At 62.5% G+C, this 16,710-nt stretch carries 16 protein-coding genes; 11 read left to right on the plus strand and 5 right to left on the minus strand.

What is annotated here, in order from left to right; all coding sequences use genetic code 11:
* Window positions 1-3: 3 nt before the first annotated feature.
* From J2Y83_RS11025 to J2Y83_RS11050, 6 genes are all read left to right on the plus strand, one after another.
* The gene (locus J2Y83_RS11025) at window positions 4-930 is read left to right on the plus strand and encodes a peptidylprolyl isomerase (RefSeq protein ID WP_253395140.1); all 927 of its coding nucleotides are present in this window, start codon (window positions 4-6) and stop codon (window positions 928-930) included.
* A gap of 1 nt (window position 931) precedes the next feature.
* The gene (moaA, locus tag J2Y83_RS11030) at window positions 932-1,918 is read left to right on the plus strand and encodes a GTP 3',8-cyclase MoaA (RefSeq protein WP_253395141.1); all 987 of its coding nucleotides are present in this window, start codon (window positions 932-934) and stop codon (window positions 1,916-1,918) included.
* A 243-nt stretch (window positions 1,919-2,161) separates the two neighbouring features.
* Window positions 2,162-4,162, plus strand: a complete 2,001-nt coding sequence (locus J2Y83_RS11035; protein ID WP_253395142.1) for a ribonucleoside triphosphate reductase — start codon at window positions 2,162-2,164, stop codon at window positions 4,160-4,162.
* 31 nt (window positions 4,163-4,193) lie between these two features.
* Window positions 4,194-4,349, plus strand: a complete 156-nt coding sequence (gene nrdD / locus J2Y83_RS11040) for an anaerobic ribonucleoside-triphosphate reductase (RefSeq protein ID WP_253395143.1) — start codon at window positions 4,194-4,196, stop codon at window positions 4,347-4,349.
* Entirely contained in the window at window positions 4,346-5,041 is a 696-nt protein-coding gene (locus tag J2Y83_RS11045) for an anaerobic ribonucleoside-triphosphate reductase activating protein (protein WP_301294966.1), read from the plus strand. Before nrdD ends, J2Y83_RS11045 begins: the two co-directional genes overlap by 4 nt.
* 70 nt (window positions 5,042-5,111) lie before the next feature.
* Window positions 5,112-6,731 (plus strand): methyl-accepting chemotaxis protein, encoded by a 1,620-nt coding sequence (locus tag J2Y83_RS11050; protein ID WP_253395145.1) that lies wholly within the window; start codon window positions 5,112-5,114, stop codon window positions 6,729-6,731.
* Between the two features lie 1,462 nt (window positions 6,732-8,193).
* Here the strand turns inward: J2Y83_RS11050 and J2Y83_RS11055 are convergent.
* From J2Y83_RS11055 to J2Y83_RS11070, 4 genes are read right to left on the minus strand one after another with little or no spacing between them, the layout of a single operon-like run.
* Window positions 8,194-9,546, minus strand: a complete 1,353-nt coding sequence (locus tag J2Y83_RS11055) for a 4Fe-4S binding protein (RefSeq protein ID WP_253395146.1) — start codon at window positions 9,544-9,546, stop codon at window positions 8,194-8,196.
* Window positions 9,543-10,382 carry an FTR1 family iron permease gene (locus tag J2Y83_RS11060; RefSeq protein ID WP_253395148.1) on the minus strand — a complete coding sequence of 280 codons (840 nt, stop codon included), beginning with the start codon at window positions 10,380-10,382 and terminating at the stop codon, window positions 9,543-9,545. Before J2Y83_RS11060 ends, J2Y83_RS11055 begins: the two co-directional genes overlap by 4 nt.
* A 15-nt stretch (window positions 10,383-10,397) precedes the next feature.
* Entirely contained in the window at window positions 10,398-10,721 is a 324-nt protein-coding gene (locus J2Y83_RS11065; RefSeq protein ID WP_253395150.1) for a cupredoxin domain-containing protein, read from the minus strand.
* Window positions 10,721-11,251 (minus strand): iron transporter, encoded by a 531-nt coding sequence (locus J2Y83_RS11070; protein ID WP_247406847.1) that lies wholly within the window; start codon window positions 11,249-11,251, stop codon window positions 10,721-10,723. Before J2Y83_RS11070 ends, J2Y83_RS11065 begins: the two co-directional genes overlap by 1 nt.
* A 178-nt stretch (window positions 11,252-11,429) precedes the next feature.
* Between J2Y83_RS11070 and J2Y83_RS11075 the strand changes: the two genes are divergently transcribed.
* Together J2Y83_RS11075 and J2Y83_RS11080 are read left to right on the plus strand one after the other, a co-directional pair.
* Complete coding sequence (locus tag J2Y83_RS11075; RefSeq protein WP_017849308.1) at window positions 11,430-11,639, plus strand: DUF3079 domain-containing protein; 210 nt, start codon at window positions 11,430-11,432, stop codon at window positions 11,637-11,639.
* A 78-nt stretch (window positions 11,640-11,717) separates the two neighbouring features.
* Window positions 11,718-12,878, plus strand: coding sequence for an alpha-hydroxy acid oxidase (locus J2Y83_RS11080; RefSeq protein ID WP_247406829.1), 1,161 nt, complete (start codon window positions 11,718-11,720; stop codon window positions 12,876-12,878).
* Window positions 12,879-13,071: 193 nt separating this feature from the next.
* On the opposite strand, the gene J2Y83_RS11085 is transcribed toward J2Y83_RS11080, so the two are convergent.
* Complete coding sequence (locus tag J2Y83_RS11085) at window positions 13,072-14,268, minus strand: GGDEF domain-containing protein (RefSeq protein WP_253395152.1); 1,197 nt, start codon at window positions 14,266-14,268, stop codon at window positions 13,072-13,074.
* 113 nt (window positions 14,269-14,381) lie between these two features.
* Between J2Y83_RS11085 and J2Y83_RS11090 the strand changes: the two genes are divergently transcribed.
* From J2Y83_RS11090 to imuA, 3 genes are all read left to right on the plus strand, one after another.
* Window positions 14,382-14,969 carry an NUDIX domain-containing protein gene (locus tag J2Y83_RS11090; protein ID WP_253395154.1) on the plus strand — a complete coding sequence of 196 codons (588 nt, stop codon included), beginning with the start codon at window positions 14,382-14,384 and terminating at the stop codon, window positions 14,967-14,969.
* Between the two features lie 506 nt (window positions 14,970-15,475).
* Window positions 15,476-16,093: a transcriptional repressor LexA gene (lexA, locus tag J2Y83_RS11095; protein WP_253395156.1), complete on the plus strand. Its 618-nt coding sequence runs from the start codon at window positions 15,476-15,478 to the stop codon at window positions 16,091-16,093.
* The gene (imuA, locus tag J2Y83_RS11100) at window positions 16,093-16,707 is read left to right on the plus strand and encodes a translesion DNA synthesis-associated protein ImuA (RefSeq protein ID WP_253395158.1); all 615 of its coding nucleotides are present in this window, start codon (window positions 16,093-16,095) and stop codon (window positions 16,705-16,707) included. Before lexA ends, imuA begins: the two co-directional genes overlap by 1 nt.
* Window positions 16,708-16,710: the final 3 nt, after the last annotated feature.

Here is a 16,710-nt window from a genome sequence, read left to right on the forward strand (position 1 = left end):
GTCATGACAACTGGATGCGGATGTGGTGGCGGTAAAGGCGGCAGCGGTGGTTGCGGCTCGTCGGTCAAAGAACCGCTGGTGGCCGAGGTTGCGGCCCCGGCGCTGTTCGAGGAACTCAAGGCACCGGAGTTGATCGCCAGCAGTGAACAGGAATGGCCGATCATCAGCGTCAACGGCGTGCCCGTCACGCCGGAGGCCATGGCCCTGGAGTTGCAATATCACCCGGCCGAAAGCCGCGAAGAGGCGGTGTATCTGGCCGCCCGTGCGCTGGTGATCCGCGAGCTGTTGCAGCAGCGGATCGCCGAGCTGGGCCTGGCGGTGGAGATCGCCGCTGGCGAGAACGAAGAAGAAGCCGCCACGCGCTTGCTGCTGGAGCGTGAGGTCAAGGTGCCCGAGTGCGACGAGGCCACCTGTGTGCGTTACTTCGAGAACAACCGCGGGCGCTTTCACAGCGCGCCGTTGCTGGCGGTGCGGCACATTCTGCTCGAGTGCGCGCCGGACGACGCCGAGGCGCGCCATCTGGCGCACACCCAGGCAGAAGTGCTGCTGGCGAACCTGAACGAGCAGCCCGGCCACTTTGCCGAGCTGGCCCTGCAGTATTCGGCGTGCCCGTCCAAGGCCCAGGGCGGTTCGTTGGGTCAGGTGAGCAAGGGCCAGACCGTGCCCGAGCTGGAGCGTCAGTTGTTCACCCTGGCGCCGGGCCTGGCCAGTAAGCCACTGGAAAGCCGTTACGGCTGGCATGTGATCAATGTCGATCAGCGCATCGAAGGCCAACCGCTGCCGTATGAAGCGGTGGCGGTGGCGATCCGCACCCAGTTGCAGCAAGGGGTGTGGCAAAAGGCATTGGTGCAGTACCTGCAAACCCTGATCGGCGCGGCGGATATTCGTGGCATCGCGCTGCAGGGCGCCGACTCGCCGCTGGTGCAGTGACATGAGCCTGGTGGATGGGGTAGGCCGTTCGATCGATTACCTGCGCTTGTCGGTGACCGACCGTTGTGATTTTCGCTGTGTGTATTGCATGGCGAAAAACATGACGTTCCTGCCGCGCCAGCAGGTGCTGACCCTGGAAGAGCTGGAACGCCTGGCCGCGCTGTTCGTCGGCCAAGGCGTGCGCAAGATCCGTCTGACCGGCGGCGAGCCGTTGATCCGCCCGGGCATTGTCGGGTTGTGCCGCAACATCGCGGCACTGCCGGGCTTGCGCGAACTGGTGATGACCAGCAACGGCTCGCAGTTGGCACGCCTCGCGCAGCCGCTGGTGGATGCCGGGGTCAAACGCATGAACATCAGCCTCGACAGCCTGGATCCGCAGCGCTTTCGCGCGATCACTCGCAACGGTGATCTGCGCCAGGTGCTGGACGGTATCGAGGCGGCGCGAGCGGCCGGGTTCGAGCGGGTCAAGCTCAATTGCGTGGTGATGAAAGGGCGCAACTTCGATGAAGTGCCGGCGCTGGTGCAGTACGCGATCGACCAAGGCATCGACATCAGCTTTATCGAGGAAATGCCCCTGGGCGACGTGGGCCGTTCCCGCGGCGAGACGTTCTGTGCCAGTGATGAAGTACGCGCCGTGATCGCCCGTCACCATGCCGTGCTCGACAGCACCGAAAACAGCGGCGGCCCGGCGCGCTATGTGCGCCTGGCACGGCATCCGGGCACGCGCATCGGCTTTATCTCGCCCAACTCCCACAACTTCTGCGGCAGTTGCAACCGCGTGCGCATGACTGTCGAAGGGCAATTGCTGCTGTGCCTGGGGCAGGACAACGCGGTGGACTTGCGCGCTTTGCTGCGGCGTTATCCGTTGGACGATGGGCCGTTGATCGAGGCCTTGCACAAGGGGTTGAAAGGCAAACCGCTGCGGCATGATTTCACCGGGGCAGGGGAGGTGCAGGTGGTGCGCTTCATGAACATGAGCGGCGGTTGAATGTGGCAGGGGGCTTGCTGTGGGGGGGGCTTACTGTGGGAGGGGGCTTGCCCCCGATAGCAGTGTGTCAGCCAATACATGCATGACTGATCCAACGCTATCGGGGGCAAGCCCCCTCCCACATTTGGATCTTCGTTCAGACTTGACCTTGATCAATGGCAGCCCAAACGCTTGACCGTAATATCACTGCATATTGTGTTTAAAAGATTTATTAAATCTATATGTAGTGTCTGGAGCCTTCCAATGCAAAGCATGCTCAGCCCGCTGGTCAGTAACCGCCTGCACAAACGCGACGGCAGTCTCGTTGCCTTCGACGCCGAAAAAATCCGTCAGGCGCTGATCGCCGCCGGCAATGCCACCGGCGAGTATCGGGAGGCCGAGGTCGACCTGTTGCTCGGTGCGGTACTGGCGCGGCTGCGCGGCATCGAACGGCTGGATGTGGAGCAGATCCAGGACAGCGTCGAGCGGGTGTTGATGGATGCCGGTTACTTCCTGTCGATGCGCGCGTATATCGTCTACCGCGAACAACACGGCCGCCTGCGCCGCGATCGCAAGACCCTGGTGGAAGTCGCCACCTCGATGAACGAATACCTCGACCGTGAAGACTGGCGCGTACAGGCCAATGCCAACCAGGGGTATTCCCTCGGCGGGCTGGTGTTGAACGTGTCGGGCAAGGTGACTGCCAATTACTGGCTGGACGAGGTCTACAGCCAGCAGATTGGCCGCGCACACCGTGAGGCGGATCTGCATATCCATGACCTGGACATGCTCGCCGGCTACTGCGCCGGTTGGTCGCTGCGCTCGTTGTTGCACGAAGGCCTCAATGGCGTGCCCGGCCGCGTCGAAGCGGGGCCGCCCAAGCATTTGAGCAGTGCCCTGGGGCAGATGGTCAACTTCCTCGGCACCCTGCAAAACGAATGGGCCGGTGCCCAGGCGTTCAGCTCGTTCGATACGTATCTTGCGCCCTACGTGCGCAAGGACCAGCTGAGCTACCCCGAGGTGCGCCAGGCGGTGCAGGAGTTCATCTACAACCTCAACGTGCCGTCGCGCTGGGGCACGCAGACGCCGTTCACCAACCTGACCTTCGACTGGGTCTGCCCGGAAGATTTGCGCGAGCAGATCCCGGTGATCGGTGGTGAGGAAATGCCGTTTGCCTATGGCGACCTGCAAACGGAAATGGAGCTGATCAACCGTGCCTACATCGAAGTGATGCAGGCCGGGGATGCCAAGGGGCGGGTGTTCACCTTCCCGATTCCGACCTACAACATCACCCATGATTTCCCCTGGGACAGCGAGAACGCCGACCGCTTGTTCGAGATGACGGCGCGCTACGGTTTGCCGTATTTCCAGAACTTCCTCAATTCCGACATGCAGCCCAACCAGGTGCGCTCCATGTGCTGTCGCTTGCAACTGGACGTGCGCGAGCTGCTCAAGCGTGGCGGCGGGCTGTTCGGTTCGGCGGAGCAGACCGGCTCGCTGGGCGTGGTGACAATCAACTGCGCGCGCCTCGGTTACCTGTTCAAGGGCGACACCAGCGGCTTGCTGCAGCGCCTGGACAGCCTGATGGAAATGGCCATGGAAAGCCTGGAGGTCAAGCGCAAGGTGATCCAGCACCACATGGACGCCGGGTTGTACCCGTACACCAAGCGTTACCTGGGTACCTTGCGCAACCACTTCTCCACCATCGGCCTCAACGGCATGCACGAGATGCTGCGCAATTTCACCGATGACACGCAGGGCACGCACACCGAAGAAGGCCGCGCGTTCGCCCTGCGCCTGCTTGACCATGTGCGCGCCACCTTGCTGCGCTTCCAAGAAGAAACCGGTCACCTCTACAACCTCGAAGCCACGCCGGCGGAAGGCACCACCTACCGTTTCGCCAAGGAAGACCGCAAGCGCTACCCGGACATTCTGCAAGCCGGCAGCGTGGATGCGCCGTACTACACCAACTCGTCGCAACTGCCGGTGGGCTTTACCGAAGACCCCTTCGAAGCCCTCGAACTGCAAGACGAACTGCAATGCAAATACACCGGCGGCACCGTGCTGCACCTGTACATGGCCGAACAGATTTCCTCGGCCCAGGCCTGCAAGCAATTGGTGCGTAAAGCGCTGGGGCGTTTCCGCCTGCCGTACCTGACCGTGACCCCGACCTTCTCGATCTGCCCGGTGCACGGCTACCTCGCCGGCGAACACGAGTTCTGTCCCAAGTGCGATGAAATCCTCGCGCTTGCTGCCCAGTCCTGAACCTGTTTTTCAACCCGCAAGGAGATTCACCATGCAAGCATCTCAGCCACAACGTCAGCGCTGCGAAGTCTGGACCCGGGTGATGGGTTACCACCGGCCGGTGTCCGCGTTCAACCCCGGCAAACAGTCCGAGCACAAGGAGCGTGTTCACTTTACCGAAGCGGCTTGTGCGGCCGGACGCCAATGAGTCGAATGCTACGGGTTGGGGGCATGGTGCCCCTGACCACCCTCGACTACCCTGGCATGCTCGCCTGCGTGCTGTTCTGCCAGGGTTGCGCCTGGCGCTGTCGTTATTGCCATAACCCGGACCTGATCGGACCGCGCGGAAGCGCGGAGATCGATTGGCGCCGGGTTTTGCTGTTTTTGCAGCGCCGCCAGGACCTGCTGGACGCGGTGGTGTTCAGCGGCGGTGAGCCGACCCTGCAGGAAGGCTTGCCGGCGGCGATGGACGAAGTGCGCGCCATGGGCTTTCGCGTGGGCCTGCACAGTGCAGGGATCAAGCCGGCAGGCTTTGCCAATGCGCTGCGCCATGCCGACTGGGTGGGCTTCGATGTGAAGGCCCTGGTCGAGGACTATCAACTGGTCACCCAGGTCAAAGGCAGCGGCGTCGCCAATTGGCGCAGTTTGGAGACCTTGCTGGCCAGTGGCGTGGACTACGAGTGCCGCACCACGGTGCATTGGCATCTGATCGATACGTCGCGCCTGTTGCGCCTGGCCCAGCGTTTGCAGGCCAGTGGTGTCAAGCGCTTCGCTGTGCAGATGGTCCGCACGGCAAGCATGCTCGATGAGCAACTGCCGATTGCCCCGGCACAGATGGCGTTGCCGGAGTTGTGGGGCCACATGCGCGAGTTGTTTCCGGCTTTTGTATTACGAGGGTGACCGATCGCCCTCCCAGGATTTTTAAAGATGCTGCCCGTTTCGGGCAGGTATTCATCAAGGAATGTTTAGAATGACGCAGTTAACCACGGCACAACGCATTGTCATCGGCTTCGCGATTGCGCCGCTGGCTCTGGTCGGTTTGGTGTTTTACGCCTTGCACGACCTGGCAACCCTCAAGCAACAGTCCGAACAGATCGTGCAGCAGGACTGGCCGAAAATCGCACCGATCATGGTGATCGCTACCGGCGTGCGCGATAACGGACGCAACACCCGCGACCTGCTGATCGACCAGGATAACCAGCCGGCCCAGGAGGCCATCGGCACCACCCGGCAGCGCATTACCCAGGCGTTCGCCGCCCTGGAGCCGCTGTTCGATACCGCCGAAGGCAAGGCAGCCTATGCCGCGTTGAAAGCCCATCGGGAAACCTACGTCGCGGCCTTTACCCAGGTGCAGGCGCTGATCAAGCAGGGCGCCCACGACCAGGGCCTGGCCCTGCTCAAACAGCAGGTGGTGCCGGCCGAACTTGAGGTGTTCAAGAGCCTCGATGCGTTGATGGCCATGCAAGGCCGGCTGTTCGTCGAGCGCGAGCAAGCTGCGCAAATCCTCTACGACGATGCGCGCCGCATGATGATCGGGCTGTTGCTGCTGTGCGTGAGCCTGGTCGTGGTGGCCGCCGTAATCGTCACCCGCAGCGTCACCCGACCTTTGGGCGGCGAGCCGGACGAGGTGGCGCGGGTGCTCAACCATATCGCCCAGGGCGACCTGACCATCGACGTGCCGCTGGGCAACAGTGCCGACGGCAGCGTGATGCGCAACCTGCACCAGATGCAGCAGAACCTCAATCAGATGGTCCGGCAGATCGCCGCCTCGGTGGATGGCGTGGCCAGCTCGTCGGAAGAGTTGAGCGCGGTCAGCAGCCAGACCAGCAGCAGCCTGCAGTTGCAGGGCCAGGAAATCGAACAGGCCGCCACGGCGGTGAACGAAATGACCGCCGCCGTCGACGAAGTCGCGCGCAACGCGGTGAGCACCAGCGAAGCCTCGCGCCTGTCGGAACAGACCGCCCAGCTTGGGCGGGCGCAGGTGCAGGAAACCGTGGCCTCGATCAACACCCTGGCCACCGGCGTGGTGGAAACCTCCGAACGTATCCAGCAACTCGCCGGCCGCGTGCAAGACATCAGCGGCGTGCTGGACGTGATCCGCAGCATCGCCGACCAGACCAACCTGCTGGCCCTCAACGCCGCGATCGAAGCGGCCCGTGCCGGCGATGCCGGGCGCGGTTTTGCGGTGGTCGCCGATGAAGTGCGCGCCCTGGCTCATCGTACTCAGACCTCGACCCAGGAGATCGAGCAGATGATCGGCAACATCCGCCAGGACACCGAACACGCCGTGGCCGCCATGCACGACAGCAGCGAGCGGGTGCAGGCGACCTTGGGCGTGGCGCAGCGTTCGGGGGAAGCGCTGGATGAAATCACCCGGTCGATTTCGCAGATCAATGAGCGCAATTTGATGATCGCCAGCGCCACCGAAGAACAGGCACTGGTGGCGCGGGAAGTGGATCGTAACCTGGTGGGGATACGGAACCTGTCGCAGCAGGTGTTGCAGGGAGCTTTGCATACCGAGACGGCGGGGCATGATCTGGCGGGGATGGCGGGGGAGCTGCATCAGACGGTGGCGCGGTTTAAGGTTTAGGTGGTGTGGCGATGCGTTTCTTCGGTAATGGCCAACCCGAAAAGTAACCAACGCGCGGCGGCCTTATAACCGACCTGATCCTGAAAGCCCAACGCGGTCAAAAAAATGTGGGAGGGGGCTTGCCCCCGATGGCAGTGTGTCAGTCACTACATGCATGACTGATCCACCGCTATCGGGGGCAAGCCCCCTCTCACATTTTGATCTCCATGGATCAGATAGAACTCGTTCTGCTCTTGCTCTTGGGCGCGGCCTTATAGCCAACCTGATCCTGCAAGCCGAACTCGGTCAGAAATGTGGGAGGGGGCTTGCCCCCGATAGCAGTGTGTCAGTCACTACATGCATGACTGATCCACCGCTATCGGGGGCAAGCCCCCTCTCACATTTTGATCTCCATGGATCAGATAGAACTCGTTCTGCTCTTGCTCTTGGGCGCGGCCTTATAGCCAACCTGATCCTGCAAGCCGAACTCGGTCAGAAATGTGGGAGGGGGCTTGCCCCCGATAGCAGTGTGTCAGTCACTACATGCATGACTGATCCACCGCTATCGGGGGCAAGCCCCCTCCCACATTTTGATCTCCGTGGATCAGATAGAACTCGTTCTGCTCTTGCTCTTGCTCTTGGGCGCGGCCTTATATCCGACCTGATCCTGCAAGCCGAACTCGGTCAAAAATGTGGGAGGGGGCTTGCCCCCGATGGCAGTGTGTCAGTCACTACATGCATGACTGATCCACCGCTATCGGGGGCAAGCCCCCTCTCACATTTTGATCTCCATGGATCAGATAGAACTCGTTCTGCTCTTGCTCTTGGGCGCGGCCTTATAGCCAACCTGATCCTGCAAGCCGAACTCGGTCAGAAATGTGGGAGGGGGCTTGCCCCCGATAGCAGTGTGTCAGTCACTACATGCATGACTGATCCACCGCTATCGGGGGCAAGCCCCCTCTCACATTTTGATCTCCATGGATCAGATAGAACTCGTTCTGCTCTTGCTCTTGGGCGCGGCCTTATAGCCAACCTGATCCTGCAAGCCGAACTCGGTCAGAAATGTGGGAGGGGGCTTGCCCCCGATAGCAGTGTGTCAGTCACTACATGCATGACTGATCCACCGCTATCGGGGGCAAGCCCCCTCCCACATTTTGATCTCCGTGGATCAGATAGAACTCGTTCTGCTCTTGCTCTTGCTCTTGGGCGCGGCCTTATATCCGACCTGATCCTGCAAGCCGAACTCGGTCAAAAATGTGGGAGGGGGCTTGCCCCCGATGGCAGTGTGTCAGTCACTACATGCATGACTGATCCACCGCTATCGGGGGCAAGCCCCCTCCCACATTTTGATCTCCATGGATCAGATAGACCTCATTCTGGATCTTGATCTTAGGCGCCCCGTTAAACCACGCTGGCCGAACGCAGGCGAGGCACCCCCAAAAAACGGATATGTACACAGCCGCCATCACCGAAAAAACGGCACTCAACCCCACCCCCAAAACTGCAACCACCACCCACACCCCACCAACCCCGTACTCAGCAACACGCACAACCCCGCAAGGCAACGCGACCCGCGCCCAACCCCCCGAAGCTGCCGCCACCCCAACCACAAACACCACCCAACCGCCGCCATCAACAACACCGCCCGCGCCGATTGCACCCAAGCCAACCCCAACCCCTCATACCGCAACAACTTCACCGTGGTCGCCGACAATCCGAGGAACAACCCTGCACCACCCAGGGGCGTCAGCGTCAGTACCAGGGGCCGAAACAGCGCGCGATCCCCCGCCACCCACGCCGCCAGCCGCAGCAGCAGCCAGCAGCCACCCCCGAACACCAACGAACTCCCCCCCAGATACAGCACAATGCACACGCCATCCAACCAACTGAAGCTGTCATTGAGCTGCGGATAATGAGTCAGCAACCACCACGGCGCGTTGTCTTGCAGTGGCCATAACCAGTCATGGCTGACCAGCCACGTCGCCAGGCTTTGTTTAAGCGCGATAAACCACGGACTGACGGTCCATTGAAAAGCCCCCATCGCCAAACCGATCACACCAAACAGCAACAAACGCGCGTCCCACACCGAGCCTTGCTGATGGGGCGCCTGCAGGATTTCCTGATTGCACGAGCGGGCGATCAGTTGCACCGCGCCACGTTGTCCGCTGCAGCGGCCGCAGGCGTGGCACTCGCTGGCCCCTTGCAGACGGCGGATATCCAGCAGTGGCGCGCAGTTGGGCAGCGGCAGGCGCGGTGCGTCGTTGGCTTTCCAGCGTTGTTCATCCACCGCGAAATGCACCGGCGCCAGGCGGGCGAGCAGGGCGAAGACGCCGCTGACCGGGCACAGGTACCGACACCACACGCGCTTGCCGCGCACGAACAACAGGCCGGCGATCACCGCAGCCAGGGTCGAGCCGCCGAGGATCAGCAGGGCGGCCTGGGCGTAGTCATACACGCTGATCAATTGGCCGTAGAGGGTGGTCAGGCAAAAGCCCAGCGTCGGCCAGCCACCCCAGCGTACCCAGCGCGGAATGCCGAGGCCGCGCCCGTGCTGGCTGGCCCATTCGCTCAGGGAGCCTTCCGGGCAGAGCACGCCGCACCACAGGCGCCCGAACAGCACCATCGAGAGCAACACGAACGGCCACCAAAGGCCCCAGAAGATGAATTGCGCGAGCAGCGTCAGGTTGTTCACCAGGCGTGCCTGGCTGTCCGGCAACGGCAGCAGCGCCGGCAGCACCAGCAGCACGGCGTAGATCAGTACCACGGCCCATTGCACGGCACGGATCAACCGGGCATGACGACGCATGCCATCGCCCAGGCGCTGCAGCCAGCTCATGCTGCGTGCCGCGAGCGGCGCAGGCCGTTGCCCACCCACAGCCAATAACCGAGCAGCACCAGCACGGTGACCAGGCTCGGCGCGGCGCGGTAGCCGACAAAGTCTGCCAGCAGCGCGCCCAAGCCGTGGCTGTCGCTGAGCAGGGCGCTGCTGTCCCAGCGGCTTTCACCGAAGCTGGAATAAACCCACTCGGGCATGTCCATCGCCAGCAATTGCCCGCTGATACGGTCCACGGCCGCCACCAGCAAAGCCCCGCCGAGCAGCAGCAACAGCGCTTCGCTGAGGGCGAAAAACAGCGACCAGGAAATGAAGCGCCGCGTACTGCGCAACAGCAGCACCGTGAGCCCCGCCAGCACCAGGCCCAGCACGCCGCCGATGGCGAACAGGTTCAGCGCCGGGCCCTGTAGACGCGCGCCGGCACCGTACAGAAACACCACGGTTTCACTGCCTTCGCGGCTCACCGCCAACAGCGTCAATAGCAACACGCCCCAACCGCCCTGGCGGGCCAGGCGTTCATCGGCTTCGCGTACCAGGGTGTGTTTGAGCGTTGCCGCGTGGCGATGCATCCAGAACACCATCTGCACCATCAGGCCGCTGGCCAATAACGTCAGCGCCGCTTGCAGCCATTCGCCCTGGGGGCCGGTCATGGCCTCACCGGCCCACAGCATCAGGCCGGCCAAGCCTGCGGAGCAAAACAACCCCAGGACCACCCCGGCCCACAGGAAACGCCCCAGGCGCGAGTGCGCGGTCTGGCGGCTGATCCAGACCTGCAGAATGCCGATCACCAGCAGCGCCTCGACGCTTTCGCGCCAGACAATAAACATCGATTGATTCATCAACGGCTTCCGGGGCTATTGGGCGAGGATGCTGCCTTCGGGCAACTGTGGGTTGAACTCGTCAAAGAACGGATACAGCCCTGGCGTGAGCGGGTGGATCACCACGAAGGTGGTCACACCGGGGGACAAGACTTTCTCCACGCGCAGCGGTGTGCTCTCGAATTCGGCCGGGCCTTGGCCGAGGTTGTGCAGCACGATCTTGAAGCGCTCACCGGCCTTGACCGTGAGTTGCGGCGGGATGAAGTGGCCGTCCTGCAAGGTCAGTTCATAGGTCGGCAACGGCGCCGCCAGGGCCGCGCCGCTCAGCAGCAAGCTGCCCAGCAGCAGGGCGCGGGGCATCAGTAGCCGCCTTTCTTGCCGATGCCGGCGTAGACGAATTCGTAATGCACTTCGCAGCGTTCGAACCACGGTGCGACGCCGGTTTCCTTGTCGGTATGGCGGCCCAGGGACTGGTGGCCGCTGGGCGGCAATACGCTGAAGGTCAGGGTGTATTTGCCCGGGCCTTGAAGCTTGACGTTGTCGCCGTAGTGCGGCCCGTCATTGGCGACCATGGCGTGGAAATCACCGGTGATCGGCGTGTCGCTGCCTTGCTTTTTCAAGGTAAAGGACAGGTTCAGGTACGGCACGAAACTGCCTTCCTGGAAGCCTTGGGCATTGTCCGCCGTGGCGCGTACATCGGCTTCAAGGTGGACGTCGGAGTCGGCGGTGGCGCGCATCATACCGGCGGGCGCCATCTCGATCGGTTGCAGGTACACCGCGCCGATTTCCAGCCCCGGGCAGTGCTGCGGTTCGCCGATCGGATACTCCTTGGCGAACGCCGCAGAGGTGGACAACAGCAGGACCAGGGACAATGAAGAAGGGATACGCATGGAGGCTTCCTGACGGGGAGGGGAGAAAACCCGAGTCTAGAAAGGTTGATCGTAAACAATAATGATTCTTGTCAAGTTTAGGCGATATTTCATGTTGACCGACCTTGACGGCGGTCAAGGCCATCCACCCTTGCTCAGGTTAGGTTGGCTCTATCGTTCGCCGGTAGGGAACCTCGTCATGGCCAAGCCTTTTCCGCTGCACCCCAAGCACCCCGAGCGCATCTGTTGGGGCTGCGACCGCTATTGCGCCACGACCGACCTGGCCTGTGGCAACGGCGCCGACCGCACCATGCACCCGGCCGAGATGATCGGTGATGACTGGTACGAACACGGCGACTGGGGGCTCACCCCCGAACCACCTGCCACGGACGAGCCGTCAGCGGCCTGATCACAATGAACGCAATGGCTGGTTGTACGGCCGATGGGCGGTTACTCTCTGTGCTCAGTTCAGGGAGAGGTGACCCCGATGTCGTTGATCACAACCATCGAAGACTTACGCAAGCTGGCGCAAAAACGCGTTCCAAGGATGTTTTACGATTACGCCGATTCCGGCTCTTGGACTGAAAGCACTTACCGGGCAAATGAAAGCGATTTTGCCCAGATCAAATTCCGCCAACGGGTGGCGCGCAATATCGATGAGCGTTCGATCCGCGCCACCATGATCGGCCAGGACATGGCCATGCCAGTCGCCCTGGCGCCCACCGGCCTGGCCGGGATGCAGCATGCCGATGGTGAAATTCTCACGGCCCGCGCCGCTGCAGCCTTTGGCCTGCGCTACACCTTGTCGACCATGAGCATTTGCTCCCTGGAAGACATCGCCGAACAGGTCGGCCAGCCATTCTGGTTTCAACTCTATGTGATGCGCGACCGCGCCTTTATCGAGCAGTTGATCGAGCGCGCCAAGGCCGCCGGTGTCGATGCGTTGGTGTTGACCCTGGACCTGCAGATCCTCGGGCAACGTCACAAGGACCTGATCAACGGCCTGTCGGCGCCACCCAGACTGACCCTGCCGAATATCCTCAACATGATGACCAAGCCGCGCTGGGTGATGGGCATGCTCGGCACCAAACGCCATGGCTTCGGCAATATCGTCGGGCATGTCAAAGGCGTGGCCGACATGAGTTCGCTGTCGTCGTGGACCGCCCAGCAATTCGACCCGCGCCTGAGCTGGGACGATGTGGAGTGGATCAAGAAGTGCTGGGGCGGCAAGCTGATCATCAAGGGCATCCTCGATGTGGAAGATGCGCGCCTGGCCGCGAATGCCGGCGCCGATGCGTTGGTGGTGAGCAACCACGGCGGTCGTCAGCTGGATGGCGCGCCGTCGAGCATCAGCCAATTGCCGGCGATCGTCGAGGCGGTGGGCGAGCGTATTGAAGTGTGGCTCGATGGCGGTATCCGTTCCGGCCAGGACGTGCTCAAAGCGATGGCATTGGGCGCCAAAGGCACCATGATCGGTCGTCCGCATTTGTACGGTTTGGGCGCGATGGGTGAAGCGGGCGTGACCAAGGCGCTCGAGATCATCGCCCGCGAGTTGGACGTGTCGATGGCGCTGTGCGGGTATAACGATATACGCGATGTGAATCGCGATATTTTGCTGCCTGGCACCTTTCCCCAAGGTGCGGGTTGAGCAAAAAAATCGTAAAAAAATAAAAAGAGTTGTCCACGAAAACCGTGGGTATCTCTGTGGATAACTTTGCGCGGGCCCGGCGGGGGTTGGCGATTCAACCCAAGGTCAATATTTGATCAACTTCTGGCGCGGGCCAGCATAGGCTGGGTTTGCGCTTGACAGCCCCGCGCGAACCCAGTGCCGAAAACACATTTTATGAGGCGTTGGTGTGTTCGGTTGAGTGGGTGACGACCTGTGTCGGTATCTTCGTCATCACCTGCACCCGATTGCGTCCATGAGCCTTGGCCTGGTACAGCGCCTGGTCGGCCTGGGACAGTAAGTGCGAGAGGTCGTGGCCGGCCGCCGTGGTGGTCACGATGCCGATGCTCACGCTCAAGAACCCCGGCGTCAGCAGGTCCAGTTCGGCAAACCCGCGGCGGATACGCTCGGCCACTTCAAACGCACCGGCCGCATCGCTGTCGACCAGCAGGCAGGCGAACTCTTCACCGCCGATACGCGCAAACACATCACCGCTGCGCAGCGTTGCCCGGGTCACCTGGCTGAAGGCGATCAGCACCTGGTCGCCCATGGGGTGGCCGAAACTGTCGTTCACGCGCTTGAAGTGGTCCAGGTCGCACAGCAACAGGGCTGCGCTGCGCTGGCGACGGTTGCAGTCGGCCAGCAGTTTTTCGCCCTTGAGCATAAAGGCGCGGCGGTTGCCGGCGCCGGTCAGTGCATCGCTGAAGGCGGCGGCCTTGAAGCGCAACTCGGCGCGCTCCTTGACCATCGCCAGGGTGACGTAGGCAATGCCGATGGCATACAGCATCGATTCAAACAGCATGAACGAGAAAAACGGCACGCCTTCGCCCCCCGAGGCCTGGGCGTTTTTCATCGGCAGGCCGGGGTCGGTGAGCGCGCGTATGCCGTAGAACGCGGTATGCAAAAGGGTCAGCACCAGGGCGGGGGCGTAGGCAACTTCCAGGGTCGCGCGGTTGCGCCACAGCTCCAGGGCCGACAGCACGCCATAACCGGCCGCCAGCAGCGAATACAGGGTGACCCGCGCCGACAGCGAACCATAGAACTGCGGCAGCAGGCACATCAACAGCCACACGCCACACCCGGCAAAAATCCCCGGCAGGCTGGGCTTGCGTTGCACGAAGGTGCGCATGGCGGTCCAGTTCATCGCGGCGCTGAGCAACAGCACGACATTGCCCAGGATCAATGCGACAAAGTCCACGCCCACGCCGCGCACCACGATCAGCCCGGTACCCAGGGAGGCGAGCAGCAGCATGATGCCGAGATAGCCCAGGGTTGGCTCGCGGCCACGGCTCCAGGCATGCACGGTGAGCAGGCCCATCAGGCAGAACACGAACACGGCCACTATCAGTAGCGTCGGGATATGCAGCGACATTGCCTTGCCCTTGGAGAGACCTTTTGTGGGCGCGATTGTAGCGGTATGCGACCCGCTTGACGCTGACCTTGCCACCGCGACATGCTCCTGCTCCTTTGAGCAAAGGCCCGACCATGGACAACAGCCCCGTTCGCATCACCGCCGAAGAGACGCTTTCGGACAATTGGTACCTGCTGAAAAAATACAGCTTCGACCTACGCCGCCGCGACGGCAACTGGCAGGCCCAGACCCGCGAGGTGTACGACCGGGGCAACGGCGCGACCATCCTGTTGTACAACCGCGCACAGCGCACCGTGCTGCTGATCCGGCAGTTCCGCATGCCCACCTTCGTCAACGACTACCCCGGTTACCTGATCGAAGCCGCGGCCGGGTTGCTGGACAACGCCAGCCCCGAGGAACGCATTCGCCTGGAAGCCGAAGAAGAGACGGGCTATCGGGTGGGGCATGTGGAGAAGATCTATGCAGCATTTATGAGCCCGGGGTCGGTGACTGAGCGGATTCACTTTTTTCTCGGTGAGTACCAACCGGGGGATCGGGTGGGCACGGGCGGTGGGATTGAAGAGGAGGGTGAGGATATCGAGGTGCTGGAATTGGGGTTCGAGCGGGCGCTGGTGATGGTGGAGAGTGGGGAGATTGTGGATGGGAAGACCATCATGCTGTTGCAGCATCTGGAGTTGCGGATGTTGAAAGAGGGGTGGTGAGAGTGGGGCGTGTCGATATCCGCTTTTTAGATAAAAGTAGCCAACACTAGGCTCGGTGTGCCCCAGATCAAAAGCAACGCGGCCTTGTAGCCGACCGGATTCTGCGAGCCGAACGCGGTCAAAAATGTGGGAGGGGGCTTGCCCCCGATGGCAGTGTGTCAGTCACTACATGCATGACTGATCCACCGCCATCGGGGGCAAGCCCCCTCCCACATTTTGATCTCCATGGATCAGATAGAACTCGTTCTGCTCTGGCTTTTGCTTTTGATCTTAGGCGCCCCGTAAAACCACGCTGGCCGGAGTGAGGGCATACCGAGCACTAGCGAGGTGCCGAGTGGTGGGGCAAGAGCCCTTTGGTTACTTTGAGGCTTTTTTTTCCAAAGTGACCTGCTGTAAGAGCGGAACCATAAGCCGCCGTTACCGAAAAAACGGATATGCACACGGTCACCAATCCCACCCCAACCCCGACTACCGGCTATTGTCAGAAATTTCCCACAGGAGTACAAATGTACTCCATGACAACCCTAACCCCCCGCCGCACCGCCATCCTGACCTTCATCCGCGACCGCATCGCGCAACAAGGCCAACCCCCCAGCCTCGCCGAGATCGCCGAGGCATTCGGCTTCGCCTCCCGCAGCGTCGCGCGCAAACACGTGGTGGCCCTGACCGAAGCCGGCTTCATCGAGGTCAACCCCCACCAGGCCCGTGGCATTCGCCTGCTCAACCCGCCAGCGCGGCCTGAATGGCTGGACGTTCCGGTGCTCGGCCGAGTCGCCGCCGGCTTGCCCATCGGCGCCGATGCCGAAGTCCACAGCCGCCTGCAACTCGACCCGGCCACTTTCGCGAAGACCCCGGACTATCTGTTGCGGGTACAGGGCGACTCAATGATCGAAGACGGCATCCTCGACGGCGATTTGGTGGGCGTGCGCCGCAGTGCCGAAGCGGTGAACGGGCAGATTGTGGTGGCGCGCCTGGACGGTGAAGTCACCATCAAGCGTTTCGAACGCAAGGGCGACAGCGTGCGCCTGCTGCCGCGCAACCCTGCGTATCAACCCATCGTGGTCAGGCCCGATCAGGAGCTGGCCATCGAAGGCGTGTTCTGCGGCCTGGTGAGGCAAGGCTGATGGGCGCCGTCGTTGCCCTGGACGCGCTGTTCAATGGCGGGCGCGTGTGGAAGGGCCGGCCTGCCGCGCCACCGGCCAGTGTCCACCCCACGGGGCTCGCGGCGCTGGATGCGGTGCTGCCCACGGGCGGCTGGCCGGAGTCGGCCCTCAGCGAAATCCTCATGGCCAAGGACGGCGTGGGCGAACTGCAACTGGTGTTGCCGACCCTGGCGCGTTTGTCGGCGGCGGGGGAACGCATAGTGCTGGTGGCGCCGCCCTACACGCCGTACCCCCACGCCTGGCAGAACGCCGGGGTGGATGTGCGTCAGCTCGCGGTGGTCCGGGCCGAGGAGCGGGATGCGTTGTGGGCGGTCGAGCAGTGCCTGCGTTCGGGCAGTTGCGGTGCGGTGTTGTGCTGGCCGCGCAAGGCCGATGATCGTGCCTTGCGGCGCTTGCAGGTGGCGGCGGAAACCGGGCAGACCCTGGCGTTTGCCTGGCGCGCCTTGAGTGAAGCGCTCAACGCCTCGCCGGCCGCCTTACGCCTGGCGGTCGACGCCCGGCCCGCGCAAGTGCGGGTGCTCAAGTGCCGGGGCGGGCTGGCCCACCCGGCGCCGATTGCGCTGGTCGGGCACTGAGGT

The sequence above is a fragment of the Pseudomonas marginalis genome (genome assembly GCF_024169655.1).
GTDB lineage: Bacteria > Pseudomonadota > Gammaproteobacteria > Pseudomonadales > Pseudomonadaceae > Aquipseudomonas > Aquipseudomonas paraveronii.